Genomic DNA, 12,626 nt, shown 5'->3' on the forward strand with positions numbered 1-12,626 from the left:
GCCCCACGTTACAGCGTCGTGGCCACCCGGTATCCCTCTCGGACGGCCTCGCGCACGGTCCTCGGGACCGCCCGGTCGCCGATCGACCACGATCCCGGCCGCTCGGACACTTCTGCCGGTAACGGGGGTGCGCAGTCGACCAGGACAGCGTCCGCCACCGGCCTGGATTCCCCGGACACCCTGTCGACGAGCACGACGCCGTCGGCATCGACCGAACCGACCCGGCACCCGAGATGTCTCGCCACGCCCGCTCGCTGCATGCGGACGTCGAAGGCGACGAGGTCCCCCGTCGGCGCAAGTCGTGATCCGGCGACCGGGTCACCCGTCGCATAGTGGACCTCCGCGCCGCGCTCCACGAGACGGTCGACGACGGCACTCGCCACCGGACCACCCGTCGGATCCCACACGACCATCCGGGACGCAGGCGGCCGAATCCCCGACAGCACCTCCGCGGCGGTCGCGTACCGCTCGGGCTCGGTCACCGGAAAGGAGGGTGGACGTGGAAGCCCGCCGGTGGCCTGCACGACCTCCGCACCCGCGGCGAGCGCACTCTCGATGTCGGCAGCGCTCACTTCCGTGCCGGTACGGATGTCGACGCCGGACTCCAGGCACTGCTGTTCGAGCCAGTCGACGAGCGCAGCGAAGTCGGGCCGGCCACCGCGCGAGACGGCGGCGATCGTCCCACCGACCCGTTCGTCCGCCTCGACCAGGACGACACGGTGACCGCGCGTCGCTGCCACGCGCGCTGTTTCCAGGCCGGCGGGTCCGGCACCCACCACGAGTACGTCGCGTGCGGAGTTCACCGGTCCGGGAGAGTTCCGTGTCTCGTCGCCGGCCTCCGGGTTCGCGATGCACCCCACGATCGGGTTGTGGAAGTCGTCGACGAGGCACGCCTGGTTGCAGCGCACACAGGGACGCGGCCGACGACCGCGACGGACGGCGACGACGAGGTCGGGGTCGGCGATCTGCGCGCGGGTCATCTCGACCAGGTCACACGCACCGTCGGAGAGGGCCCGCTGCGCGTGGCCGGCGTCGACGATGCTGCCCTGCAGAGCGATCGGGACCGATCCGGAGATCTCGTCCCGGATGCGGCGGCACAGGCCGTCGTTGAATCCGGCGGGGACATGCGCGTCGGGCCGATACGACTCGGGTGAGAACAATCCACCGCGCACCACGGTGAGCAGGTCGACCGATGATGCGATCGCGCGGACGTATCCGGCGGCGATGTCGGGTGTGATGCCCGCCCACGGCGCGTTCTCGTCGCACGAGAGTCTCAGTGCAACAATGGGATCCGAGCCGATTCGCGCGCGAACGGCGGCGATCGCCTCACGCAGCAGCCGCAGGCGTTCGGTGCCGTATGCGTCGTCGCGACGGTTGGTCAGCCCGGAGAGGAACTGCCTCAGCAGCGAGGTCGGTCCGGCGTCGAGTTCCACTCCGTCGAGACCCGCTTCCGCGGCGACGACGGCAGCACGGGCGAAGGACTCGACGAGCTCGGCGATTTCACGCTCGGTCGCCTCGGCAGGCAGTTCGCGTGTCACCGGATCCGGCACGCGCGAGGGTGCCCACAGCGGTGCCCGGGTCCACGCGCTCGAACCCTGCAGGCCGCGATGACCGAGGCCGGCGAGCACGAGTGTGCCATGCGGACGGCAGGCCTCGACGATCCGCCGGTAGCCGTCCCCGCAGTACTCGGCCAGCGGCGCGCGTTCGTAAGGGTGGTCGGACGGGTGCACCGACGCCGTCTCCGTGACGACGATCCCGCACCCACCCTGCGCACGTCGCGCGTAGTACGCGACGTGACGGTCCGAGAACGACCGGCCGTCACCGAGATTGGTGACGTGCGGACCGAAGATCACCCTCGATGGAGCGGTGCGTCCGGCGAGGGTGATCGGTTCGGTGAGCGCGGGGCTCATGTCGTCGGTTCGGTCAGATGCCGAGGTCGCGGCGGAAGCCGTCCGGCACGAAGACGTCGTCGGGGGTGAGCTCGTGGATCGAGTTCTTGCCCAGACCCATGAGGGCGGAACCGATTCCGCCGGAAAGGATGTCGAGGACGTTCTCCACGCCTGCCTGACCGTTCGCGGCCAGACCCCACAGGTACGCGCGGCCGATGAGCACGGCCCTGGCGCCGAGCGCGATCGCCTTGACGACGTCGCTGCCGCGGCGAATACCGCCGTCGAGCAGCACCTCGACGTCCTTGCCCACCGCTTCGGCGATCGCCGGCAGGGCCCGGATCGGCGCCGGGGTGCCGTCGAGGTTGTTGCCACCGTGGTTGGACACCGAGATGGCGGTGACCCCGGCATCGACGGCGCGCTTGGCGTCGTCGACGCGCATGACGCCCTTGAGCATGAACGGTGCATCGCCCCACTGCTCACGCAGCCACGCGACGTCCTCCCAGGTGGGCAGGGGCGTGGTCATCCACTCGCCGTAGGCGCCGAAGAAGGTCGGGGCCTGGCCGTCCGGCGGTGTGAGGTTGGGGGTGGTCAGATCCGGCACGGCACCGGTCTTCGCCCATTCGAGGAGCCACTTGGGCCGGGTGATGCCCTCGGGGGCGAACTTGACCATCGCCTCGAGGTTCATCCGCTCCGGGATGGCGGGGCTGCCCCAGTCTCGACCGTTGGAGAACGACCAGTCCAGGGTCATGATCAGACCCTTCGCGCCCGCAGCGCGGGCACGTTCCATGCGTTGGATCAGCGTGTCGCGGCTGCCGACCCAGTACATCTGGAAGAAGGTCTTGTCGTTGACCGCCGCGACTTCCTCGATGGACTTGCTCGCGAACGACGACAGACCCATCGCGGTGCCGCGGGCGGCGGCCGCGCGGGCCACGGCGACCTCACCGTCCGGGTGCACGGCCTGCACACCGGTCGGCGAGATCATCACGGGCAGGGACACATCCTGTCCCATGATGGTCGTAGACATCTCCCGCTTGTCCGACAGTCCCGCGACGTGCGGGGCGAACCCGAGTTCGCGGAAGGCGGTGGTGTTGTCGTCGGCCGTGATGCCGGCCTCGGATCCGGCGACGAGTGCGCCGTAGACGGACTTGGGCAGGCGTTTACGGGCGCGCTGCTGTGCGATTGCGACGGTCTCGAACCATGGGTCCTGGGCCCACGGATTCTTCAACCAGGAAGGCTTGGCCATCGTCGGTCGTCTCCTCGGAAGGTCTAGAGCCCTGCGAGCGGATTCTCGTCGCAGAACTTGGCGGGGGGCTTGGTGAGCAGGGTCAGCGGTACCGGTGCGGCCGGGGTGCGCCGTTCGGCGCGCTTGCCGGTGCGCGAGTGGTCGACGCTCGACTGCGGCACGGTGCGCTCGGCTTCGAGCGCGGACTGCCCGTAGCCCTGCACGCACTCGGGATCGGGTCCGTCCATCGGCAGGCCGGTGAAGAACTTCGCGGCCATACAGCCGCCGCGGCACGCGTCGAAGAAGTTGCACGAGCCGCACGCACCGGCGGACTGCGGTTCGCGCAGTTCGCGGAACAGCTCGGAGTTCTTCCACACCGACGCGAAACCACCGTCGGTGAGGATGTTTCCGGCGTGGAAGTTCTCGTGGATCGCGAACGGGCACGCGTAGACGTCGCCGACCGGGTCGATCAGGCACACCACGCGTCCCGCACCGCACAGGTTCAGTCCGGGCAGCGAGCCGCCGCCCTCGCCGCCGAAGGCGGACAGGTGGAAGAACGAGTCGCCGGTGAGCACGCCCTCGCCGTGGGCGACGAGCCAGTCGTAGAGCTGCCGCTGCTGCTCATGGGTGGGATGCAGGTCGTCCCACACGTCCACGGCGCGGCCGGACGGGCGCAGTCGCGTGATGCGCAGGGTCGCGCCGTAACGGTCGGCGAGAGCCTTGAATTCGTCGAGCTGGTCGACATTCTGGCGGGTGACGACGACGGAGATCTTCGCGTCGCGGAAGCCCGCCTCGGACAGGTTCTCCAGGGCACGCACGGCCATCGCGAACGAACCCGGCCCGCGCACGGCGTCGTTGACCTCGGCGGTGGCGCCGTCGAGGGAGATCTGCACGTCGACATAGTCGGAGGCGGCCAGCCGGGCGGCGACCTTCTTGTCGATGCGCACACCGTTGGTCGAGAACTTCACGCCCACCTGGTGTTCGGTGGCGTAGTCGACGAGTTCCCAGAAATCGGATCGCACGGTGGGTTCGCCGCCGCCGATGTTGACGTAGAAGACCTGCATGCGCTGCAGCTCGTCGATGATCGCCTTGCACTGTTCGGTCGACAGTTCACGCGGGTCGCGCTTGCCCGACGAGGACAGGCAGTGCACACATGAAAGGTTGCAGGCGTAGGTGAGCTCCCAGGTCAGGCAGATCGGGGCGTCGAGGCCCTTCTCGAACTGGTCGACGAGGCGACCGACCTTCGGTGGGGCGGAGGTTGTGGGCGGTTCGAGCAGCGAGGTCATGGGCTGGTCCTTACAGACGTCAGACAGGAACGATCATGTGCGAATCGGCCAGGGTGCCCAGGGCACGCACGTAGGGCCGCTCGGCGTTCTCGTCGATCCCGTGCGCTCGCAACGCGTCTCGCACCGACCCGTGGTCGCCGAGGGATCGGACGACGTCGACGATGACGGTGTTCTTCAGGAACGACAACTTGCGGGTGCCGAAGTGGTAGAGCAACGCCCCGAACGGCTCGGGGCGAAGCGCTACCTGCGGGTGGAGCCGCCAGCCGGCACCCGGATCGAACATCTCGGTGTCCGTTGCTGTCTCGGTGTCCATTGCCAGGGGGGACACGTCGGTGGCTCCGGGCGCGGTCATGTCAGTACACGCCGCACATGCCGTCGATGGAGACCTCTTCGACGAGGGACTCCTCGATCAGATCGGATTCGATCACGGCGTTGTCACGATCGGACATGTTTCCTCCTCGGTTTCTTCTCCTGGATCGGAGCCGGTCGTCACAGTGGGACTTGCGCTGTGACGACAGTTCACCACTGTAATGGCATCAAGTGCAGAATGTCACGCCTTCGGGAGGAAGAATGACGCGTAGTCGCGGGAAACCGTCCGCTCGGATAGGTCGCCGCCCGTCCACCACGAAGGAGGAACTCGCCGCAATCGGCATCGAGCTGTTCATGGAGGCGGGCTTCGACGAGACGAGCATCGACGACATCGCCGAGGCGGCCGACATCGCGCGACGCACCTTCTTCCGCTACTTCCCGTCGAAGAACGAGGTGGCCTGGGGAAACTTCGACGAACACCTCGCCGGCATGCGCGCGAGCCTCGAAACGATCCCCGAGGACGTTCCGCTCTCGGAAGCGCTGACCACCGCCCTGCACGACTTCAACACCTTCCCCGACAGTGAGGCCGAACGACACCGCGCGCGGATGGGTCTCATCCTGCACACGCCCGCGCTGCAGGGCTATTCGTCGGTGATGTACCAGGGCTGGAGACGTGTCGTCGCCGAGTTCGTCGCCCGTCGCATCGGGGCCGATCCCGACGACCACATCCCCCGCACCGTCGGCTATCTGCTGCTCGGTGTCGCGATCTCCGCCTACGAGGCGTGGCTCGACGAACCCGGATCGGATCTGCACGACTTACTGGCCACCGGGATGGGGACACTGACGGCCGGTCTCGACTACAGTGACCCGCACTCCCCTTCCACACCGCCCCCTTCCACACCTCCGAAAAAGGTTGCGAAACAATGACCCTGCTCGATTCGCTCGCTCCCTGCAGCCCGGGCCGGTGGACACACGATCACGTGACGGTCGAACGCGTACCCGCCGGGCCGCTGAACGTCCGGCGCGAGGACGACCGACTCCACGTCACGCCTTCCCTCACGGCCGAGCAGATCAGCGAGCGACTCGTCGCCGAGGTCACCGCCTCGATCCAGGACATCGAGTTCGGTCAGGACGAGTTCGAGCTGACGATGGTGGGACTCGTCCGCTCCACGGTGCCCGGCGCCCTCGACTCGTGGGTCACCTACTACCGCAACTCGCTCGGCGAACTGCTCGACGGTACAGCCGATTTCGCGCCCATCCATAATCGGGCCGCCGAACTCGTGCGTGGGAGCGTGCTCGACCTGGGGTCGTGTTTCGGCTTCCTGCCGCTGCGGCTCGCCGCCGCCGGCACCACCGTCACCGCCACCGACATCCTGCCCGGCACGATGCGCCTGCTCGATGCGGTCGCACCGCGGCTCGGGCTGCACGTCGACACGCTCGTGTGCGACGCGGCGAACGTCCCGGTGCCCGACGGCAGCGCCGACACAGTCACCGCGATCCACCTGCTCGAGCACGTCGACGACGCCCTCGGTGCCACGATCCTCGCCGAGGCGCTGCGGATCGCCCGGCAGCGGGTGGTGGTCGCGGTGCCGTTCGAGGACGAGGCGACGGTCTGCCACGGACACGTGCGCACCTTCGACCTGCCCGCACTCGAGGAACTGGGCCGCAGTACGGGGCGTCCCTTCGAGGTGTTCGAACACCACGGTGGGTGGCTCGTCATCGGGTGATCCACCCGGGCCATCCGCCTGCCCGCCCATCCGTTTCCCGTCCGGCGACGAATACCCGGTATGTACGGAAGGAGGTGGCGTGATGGACCACATCGTCGAGAGCCACTTCGGCTGGACGACTCGTCGCGTCGTCCTTCCCCACCCCGGCGCATCGCGGGACATGTCGTGCGGAGTGGTGACGGACTGTCGGCCGCTCCCCGAGCGACCGGACGTGCGGCTGCTCGTCTTCCACGACGATGCGGACGACTCCGACTACGACGCCGTGGCGATTGGAAAGACCGAGGGCGCGAACGACATTCCGGTACTGACCACCGTCGAGGAGTGTCTGCTCGTCACCGCGACCCGGCCCGGTTCCGGTCCCGCGATCGTGCTCGCCGCGCCGCCGGGTGAGGACGAGGGCCGACGGGTCCGGGAGATCACCCGGCAGCTTCTCCGAGGCGGACCGCTACTGCGCCTGATCCTGTATACCGGCGCACTGTCGGTACTCGTGCCATTGCACTCGCCTGCCCCGACCGGACGCTGACGCGGTGTGGACGTCGGGTCCGTACCCGCCAGTCCCCCGTCGCCGTATTTGCGGACGCGGCCACACTCGTCGCGGACACCGAACGCGAAACCGTTGGCCGTCGCCGCGTGGCTCGACGACTGGGGTGCGGCCTACAGCAGCAAGCTCACCGCGCAGAGCTGAGCCGCGGAAGGGGCCAGGCGGTCAGATCAGCCCCTGCTTGCTGGCGGCGTAGACCGCCTCGGCCCGGCGGCTCACCCCGAGCTTGCGCATGATGTTGCTGACGTGAAACTTCACGGTGGTGGCCGAGATGAAAAGCTGCTCACCGATCTTCACGTTCGACATGCCGGCGGCGAGAAGCTTCAGCACCTCGAGTTCCCGGCCGGTCAACTGTTCGGCGGATGTGCCCTGCCCGTTGAGCGAACGCACGACCGCCGCCGCGCTGCGCGAGTCGAAGGCGCTCTCACCGCGAGAGACCGCCCGGATGGCGCGCACCAGTTCGGTGGTGTCGACGTCCTTGACGACGTAACCACGCGCGCCCGCGTGCACCGCCCGCACGACGAGTTGTTCGTCGAGGAAGGTGGTGAGCACGAGCAGACCGATGCCCGGGTGCGCCGAGGACAGCCGCCCGCACAATCCCAGTCCCTCGAAGTCCGACCCGGCCGAGAGCTTGAGATCGAGCAGCACGATGTCGGGGCGCATGCGGTCGACGAGCGCGAGCGCCTCCACGTCCGTCGAGGCCTCCCCCACCACTTCGAGATCCGGTTCGCGATCGAGGATCGAGCGGAGTCCCTGGCGGAGGATCGCGTGGTCGTCGACGAGTGCGATGCGCACCGTGCCGGGCCGCGCCCGCGGGGTCATCCGAGGCGGCGTGACGGTCATGACGGTTCTCCCACCTGTTGAGCTACAGCATTGTCCTGCAACGGGATACGGGCCGCGATTCGCACTCCACCGAACCGGGAACGACGCACCTCGAGGGTGCCACCGAGTTCGCGGGCGCGGGCCTGCATGTTCGCGAGACCGCGATGGCTCCCGTCGAGGTCGTTGGCGGCGAGTCGCAGCATCACCCGCAGACGTGCCGGGTCGCCGTCGCCGTCGTCAGCGACCGACAGCAGGACCGCATCGCGTCCATAACTGAGCCGCAGCACCACGCGACTCGCGTTGGCGTGCACCGCCGCGTTGAACAACGCTTCGCCGGCGATCCGGAGCAGGGCGTGCTCGGCCTCGCCGCTCAACTCGACCGGTGTGCCACCCATTCTCGTCTTGACCTCGAGTTCGCCCGGCATGTGGGCCACGCTGAGCTGTTCGAGCATCTCCGGCAACGACATCCGTTCGGAATCGGACGGTCGGTTCAGCGCGTAGATCGCGGATCGCAACTGCTCGACGGCACCGCGGGTGAGTTCCTTGGCGAGGTCGAGTCGTTCGCTGCGTTCGGCGTCGGGAATGTCGCTGCGGCACACCTCGATCTGCATGCCCGCCGAGAGCACGGCCTGCGTGACGCTGTCGTGGAGCTCGCGCGCGATGCGGTGGCGTTCCTCGTCGAGCGCCTGGTTCCGGTGGGCGACGCCCAGCTGCCGCTGCGTGAGAGCGAGTTTCTTCAGGGTCGCTTCGAGTTCCTCGTTGCGTGCCTGCAGATCGGCGGCGGAGCGGTTCGCTTCGCGGTAGGCCTGCTCGGCGCGTTCGAGCAGGAGTTGTCCGCGTTGGTAGAGCGCGGAGTTCTGCAGCGCGACCGCGGTCTGGCTGGCGAGGATCGACAGAACGGCGCGGTCGGTGGTGTCGAGGACGCGGCGGTCCGGCGTCCATGCGGCGATGGCACCGGCGACTCCCCCGTCCAGGACGATGGGCACGAACGCGTGGTGGTTCTCGACCAGCTCGCGACGTTCGACGGCACCGGTACGCACGGCGTCGAGCAGGGCCACGACCTCGTCGGGCAGGGGCGGTCCCTCGACGTTGTCGACGAGGAAGGGAGTGGCGTCGGGGCCGAGCACGAGCCTGCGCGGCCCGGCATCGGGAAGGACACCGTCGGCGAGGGCGAAGGCAACCCACGTCGCGCTCAGGTGCGCGCGAGCGGCTTCGGCGACGGCGCAGATAAGCGTCTCGGGCCCCTCGACCGTGCGCACCAATGCCCGGGAGATCAGTTCGAGTGCGTGGACGACGCGTTCGAGCCGTTCGGCGGCGCCGCGGTACTGCGGATAGAAGGTCGACTTCCCGGAGCGGAGTCCGGTCAGTGCCGACAGGTCGGGAGCACTCACAGCGCCGTCCGGAACAACTCGATCATCTGGTCGCGGGTCGCGGTGCGCGGATTCGTCGACATGCACGCGTCGCGCAGTGCTCCCTCGGCGAGTCGCGGCAGGTCTTCCTCCCGCACGCCGAGTTGGCGCAGTCCGCGCGGCACACCCACCTGACGGGCGAGGGCGTCGATGCGCGACGCGACGGCATCGACGGCCTCGGGCGCGGCACCGCGCGCCTCCTCCAGACCGAGGGTCGCGGCGACCTGGACGAACGGCTCGGGATCGTCGGCACCGTTGAACCGGATGACGTGCGGCAGCAGCACGCCGTTGATGACCCCGTGCGGCAGGTCGAGCAGACCGCCGACCTGATGGCTCATCGCGTGGGCTGCACCGAGGATCGCGTTGGTGAACGCGAGTCCGGCCTCGAGACTGGCCTGGGCCATGGTGGCGCGAGCGGGCATGTAGGTCGGGTCGTCGATCGTGCGCACGAGCGTGCCGGTGACCATGCCGACCGCCCGCAGTGCGTGATGGTCGGTGAGGGGGTTGTGGGCGCGGGAGACGAACGCCTCGATGCCGTGGGTGAGGGCGTCGAGTCCGGTGGCGGCGTTGAGGTCGTCGGGCATGGTGGTGAGCAGTCGCGGATCGATCACCGTGAGGTCGGGGACGAGCGACCGGCCGATGATGGTGATCTTGCTGCCGCGCGCGGTGTCGGTGACCACGCAGAACTGGGAGACGTCGGCTCCCGTCCCGGACGTCGACGGCACCATGACCATCGGCGGGATGGGCAACCGCGCTCGGTCGACGCCCTCGTAGTCGAGGATGTTGCCGCCGTTGGCGGCGAGGATCGCGACGCCCTTCGCGGCGTCGATCACCGAGCCACCGCCCAGCGCGACGAGGACGTCGCAGCCCCGCGACCGGTACACCTCGTGGCCGGTCGCGACCTCGTGGTCCTTCGGATTGGGGGTGAGACCGGCCCACACGGTGGCGTCGACCCCCTGATCACGCAGGTGCTGCAGGAGTTCGTCGACCCAGCCGGCTTCGATCAGTCCCGGGTCGGTGATGAGCATGGGGCGGACACCGCCGAGCCGGACGGCGGCGTGGGCCGCTTCGACGAGCGAGCCCTCCCCGAAGACGATCTCGGGGGCGTGGAACTTGACCAGGGCCGGCCCCGAAGCGGGGTGGCCGTCCCGAGGGGGCGCGGAAGCACGGGGATGGGTCGTGTTCTGGTGTCCCGGCATGACGACGGCCACTGTTCACTCCTGACGATCCGCACGATCCGCGCACCTGTGTGATCCAGCTTACGGTGCGCGGGTTGTCGGGCGCAGCGGGCACGGGACGCACCGGACCGATGGTGAGGTCGGCACCTATTCGACAGGGTAGGTCACGGGCGTCGATCCGCGCTCGACGGATATAGGGCGCCGATCGTCACTGCCCGCCGGTATCACCCATCACGGCGCCCTCGCGTCGGGGGTCGGCGCCACCGATCCATCCCTCCCCCTGACGCAGCAGCGCGCTCAGTCCACTGGACTGCGGGGCGACGGACACCTCGTGGCCCCTGTCGCGGAGCTGCTGCACGAGTGGATCGGTCGCTCCGTCGTCGGCACCGTCGATCGCCGGATGCTCGCCGCCGACCCCTGTGACGGGGGTGTTCGCAGCGCCGAACGACACGGCCGAGACGGCCTGCTGCGGGTCGAGTCCCCAGTCGAGAGTGTTCACGAGTGTCTTGACGACGAACTGGATGATCACCGAGCCGCCCGGCGACCCGACCACCATCCGGATGTCGCCGCGACCGCCGTCGGAGGTGCGATCGAAGACGAGCGTCGGGGCCATCGAGCTGCGCGGCCGCTTGCCGGGTTCGACGCGGTTGGCGACGGGCAGCCCCTCCTCGTCGACCGGTTCGGCCGAGAAGTCCGTGAGCTGATTGTTGAGGAGGACGCCGTCGGTCATGTGGAACGAGCCGAAGGCCGACTCGATGGTGGTCGTCATGGATGCGACGTTGCCGTAGCTGTCCGCGACCGAGATGTGGCTGGTGCCGTGTTCGGGGCTCTGCGGCGGCATGCCGAGCGGGACCGGACCGAAGTCGCCGGGCTGCGCCTCGCCCATGCTCTTGCCGGGGTCGATCAGCCCTGCGCGTTCGGACAGGTAGTCCGGGTTCACCAGGGTCTCGAGCGAGCCACCCGGCAGGGGCACGAAATCGGCGTCGGCGACGTACTTGTCGCGATCGGCGTAGGCGAGTCGTTCGGCTTCGGAGATCAGGTGCACCGCATCCGCGTCGGGGACGCCACCGTCGGCATCGACATCACCCGGCGGCAGCGACGCGAGGTCGAAGTTCTCGAGGATGCCGAGCGTCGCCGCGACCGCCATGCCACCCGAGGACGGGTTGGGCATCCCGCAGATCTCGTACTCGCGGTAGGGGGTGCACAGCGGTTGCCGTTCCTTCGCCTCGTAGACGGCGAGATCGTCGAGGGTCATCGTTCCGGGTGTACGCCCGCCCGAATCGGTGCCGGTGGACTCGACGATGCCGGCCGCGATGTCACCGGTGTAGAAGGCGTCGGCGCCGTCGGTGGCGATCGCCGAGAGCGTCTTGGACATCGCCGGATTCGTGAGGATCTCACCTTCGGGCTTGGGCGAGCCGTCGGCCTGCAGGAAGTAGGCGCGGGCCTCGTCGTCGACGGCGAGCTGTTCGGCGGAATCGGCGATCGACTGCGCCAGACGGTCGCTGATCACGATGCCCTGATCGGCGAGATCGATCGCGGGGCGGAACAATTCGCCCCAGGCGGCACTCCCGTGCTTCGCGTGGACGGTTTCGAGCATCCGCACGACGCCGGGCACGCCGATCGAGCGGCCGCTCGCACGCGCGTCGGGGCGGGGTTCGGTGCGATCGGTGTCGCTGATCCAGCGCAGATAGTTCTCGGTCGCGGACATCGGTGCCGTCTCGCGGCCGTCGTATGCCTCCACCTCACCGGACTCGGCGTCGTAGTACACCAGGAACGCTCCGCCGCCGATACCCGACGACTGGGGTTCGACCAGACCGAGGACCATCTGGGCGGCGACGAGTGCGTCGGCCGCGGTCCCGCCGTCGCGCAGGACCTCGCATGCCGCTTCGGTGGATGCGGGATTGGCCGTCGACACGGCGAAGGAGGAGGTGGTCACCGCGGTCATGCCGGCGCGGTAACCGGTCGCGATCTCGGGGTTCGTGGAGATGTCGCGATCCCCGGTCTCCGTCGCCGGCTGCGTCTCGGCGATCGGGGTGCCGTTGGGTTCGGCGGTGCAGGTCGCGGCTGCCGCGGTCTCCTGCACGTCAGCCGTACCGCCCGACTCCATATCGTCCGACGCGGACGTACACGCGCCGAGGAGGGTGATCGAGACGGCCGCGGCGAAGGCCGCGCGGACACCGGACCGGGCTCTCGAGGGCAGGACCATTCACTGACCGTAGCCGGGCGCGTGAGTGCCCGTAGGG

At 68.9% G+C, this 12,626-nt stretch carries 12 protein-coding genes; 3 read left to right on the top strand and 9 right to left on the bottom strand.

What is annotated here, in order from left to right; all coding sequences use genetic code 11:
* Window positions 1-8: 8 nt before the first annotated feature.
* From KXC42_RS17595 to mftA, 5 genes are read right to left on the bottom strand one after another with little or no spacing between them, the layout of a single operon-like run.
* Window positions 9-1,910 carry a mycofactocin system FadH/OYE family oxidoreductase 1 gene (locus KXC42_RS17595; RefSeq protein ID WP_219129330.1) on the bottom strand — a complete coding sequence of 634 codons (1,902 nt, stop codon included), beginning with the start codon at window positions 1,908-1,910 and terminating at the stop codon, window positions 9-11.
* A gap of 13 nt (window positions 1,911-1,923) precedes the next feature.
* Window positions 1,924-3,132 (bottom strand): pre-mycofactocin synthase MftD, encoded by a 1,209-nt coding sequence (gene mftD / locus KXC42_RS17600; RefSeq protein ID WP_006553543.1) that lies wholly within the window; start codon window positions 3,130-3,132, stop codon window positions 1,924-1,926.
* 23 nt (window positions 3,133-3,155) lie between these two features.
* A complete protein-coding gene (gene mftC, locus KXC42_RS17605; RefSeq protein WP_019291268.1) occupies window positions 3,156-4,397 on the bottom strand; it encodes a mycofactocin radical SAM maturase in 1,242 nt (413 codons plus the stop codon).
* Between the two features lie 19 nt (window positions 4,398-4,416).
* Window positions 4,417-4,710 carry a mycofactocin biosynthesis chaperone MftB gene (mftB, locus tag KXC42_RS17610; RefSeq protein ID WP_006553545.1) on the bottom strand — a complete coding sequence of 98 codons (294 nt, stop codon included), beginning with the start codon at window positions 4,708-4,710 and terminating at the stop codon, window positions 4,417-4,419.
* A 40-nt stretch (window positions 4,711-4,750) separates the two neighbouring features.
* On the bottom strand, window positions 4,751-4,846 hold the full coding sequence (gene mftA, locus KXC42_RS17615; RefSeq protein WP_006553546.1) for a mycofactocin precursor MftA: 96 nt from the start codon (window positions 4,844-4,846) through the stop codon (window positions 4,751-4,753).
* Between the two features lie 121 nt (window positions 4,847-4,967).
* Between mftA and mftR the strand changes: the two genes are divergently transcribed.
* The 3 genes from mftR (at window position 4,968) to KXC42_RS17630 (ending at window position 6,956) form a co-directional block, all read left to right on the top strand.
* On the top strand, window positions 4,968-5,633 hold the full coding sequence (gene mftR / locus KXC42_RS17620) for a mycofactocin system transcriptional regulator (protein WP_019291266.1): 666 nt from the start codon (window positions 4,968-4,970) through the stop codon (window positions 5,631-5,633).
* Entirely contained in the window at window positions 5,630-6,433 is an 804-nt protein-coding gene (gene mftM / locus KXC42_RS17625; protein WP_219129331.1) for a mycofactocin oligosaccharide methyltransferase MftM, read from the top strand. The genes mftR and mftM overlap by 4 nt, the downstream gene beginning before the upstream one ends.
* A gap of 82 nt (window positions 6,434-6,515) precedes the next feature.
* The gene (locus tag KXC42_RS17630; RefSeq protein ID WP_064060468.1) at window positions 6,516-6,956 is read left to right on the top strand and encodes a hypothetical protein; all 441 of its coding nucleotides are present in this window, start codon (window positions 6,516-6,518) and stop codon (window positions 6,954-6,956) included.
* A gap of 183 nt (window positions 6,957-7,139) precedes the next feature.
* On the opposite strand, the gene KXC42_RS17635 is transcribed toward KXC42_RS17630, so the two are convergent.
* The 4 genes from KXC42_RS17635 to ggt form a co-directional block, all read right to left on the bottom strand.
* Window positions 7,140-7,817: a response regulator transcription factor gene (locus tag KXC42_RS17635; protein WP_006553550.1), complete on the bottom strand. Its 678-nt coding sequence runs from the start codon at window positions 7,815-7,817 to the stop codon at window positions 7,140-7,142.
* Window positions 7,814-9,187, bottom strand: coding sequence for a GAF domain-containing sensor histidine kinase (locus tag KXC42_RS17640; RefSeq protein WP_024101651.1), 1,374 nt, complete (start codon window positions 9,185-9,187; stop codon window positions 7,814-7,816). Before KXC42_RS17640 ends, KXC42_RS17635 begins: the two co-directional genes overlap by 4 nt.
* On the bottom strand, window positions 9,184-10,416 hold the full coding sequence (locus KXC42_RS17645) for an iron-containing alcohol dehydrogenase (protein WP_039585339.1): 1,233 nt from the start codon (window positions 10,414-10,416) through the stop codon (window positions 9,184-9,186). The genes KXC42_RS17640 and KXC42_RS17645 overlap by 4 nt, the downstream gene beginning before the upstream one ends.
* Window positions 10,417-10,591: 175 nt before the next feature.
* A complete protein-coding gene (gene ggt / locus KXC42_RS17650) occupies window positions 10,592-12,589 on the bottom strand; it encodes a gamma-glutamyltransferase (protein WP_039585342.1) in 1,998 nt (665 codons plus the stop codon).
* Window positions 12,590-12,626: the final 37 nt, after the last annotated feature.

Origin of the sequence: Rhodococcus sp. LW-XY12 (assembly GCF_019317345.1) — a bacterium.
In the GTDB taxonomy this organism is placed as follows: Bacteria; Actinomycetota; Actinomycetes; order Mycobacteriales; family Mycobacteriaceae; genus Rhodococcus; species Rhodococcus pyridinivorans.

Coding starts and splice junctions, on each gene's coding strand:
- KXC42_RS17595 (WP_219129330.1), bottom strand. CDS start 1,910: ATGAGCCCCGCGCTCACCGAACCGATCACCCTCGCCGGACGCACCGCT.
- mftD (WP_006553543.1), bottom strand. CDS start 3,132: ATGGCCAAGCCTTCCTGGTTGAAGAATCCGTGGGCCCAGGACCCATGG.
- mftC (WP_019291268.1), bottom strand. CDS start 4,397: ATGACCTCGCTGCTCGAACCGCCCACAACCTCCGCCCCACCGAAGGTC.
- mftB (WP_006553545.1), bottom strand. CDS start 4,710: ATGGACACCGAGACAGCAACGGACACCGAGATGTTCGATCCGGGTGCC.
- mftA (WP_006553546.1), bottom strand. CDS start 4,846: ATGTCCGATCGTGACAACGCCGTGATCGAATCCGATCTGATCGAGGAG.
- mftR (WP_019291266.1), top strand. CDS start 4,968: ATGACGCGTAGTCGCGGGAAACCGTCCGCTCGGATAGGTCGCCGCCCG.
- mftM (WP_219129331.1), top strand. CDS start 5,630: ATGACCCTGCTCGATTCGCTCGCTCCCTGCAGCCCGGGCCGGTGGACA.
- KXC42_RS17630 (WP_064060468.1), top strand. CDS start 6,516: ATGGACCACATCGTCGAGAGCCACTTCGGCTGGACGACTCGTCGCGTC.
- KXC42_RS17635 (WP_006553550.1), bottom strand. CDS start 7,817: ATGACCGTCACGCCGCCTCGGATGACCCCGCGGGCGCGGCCCGGCACG.
- ggt (WP_039585342.1), bottom strand. CDS start 12,589: ATGGTCCTGCCCTCGAGAGCCCGGTCCGGTGTCCGCGCGGCCTTCGCC.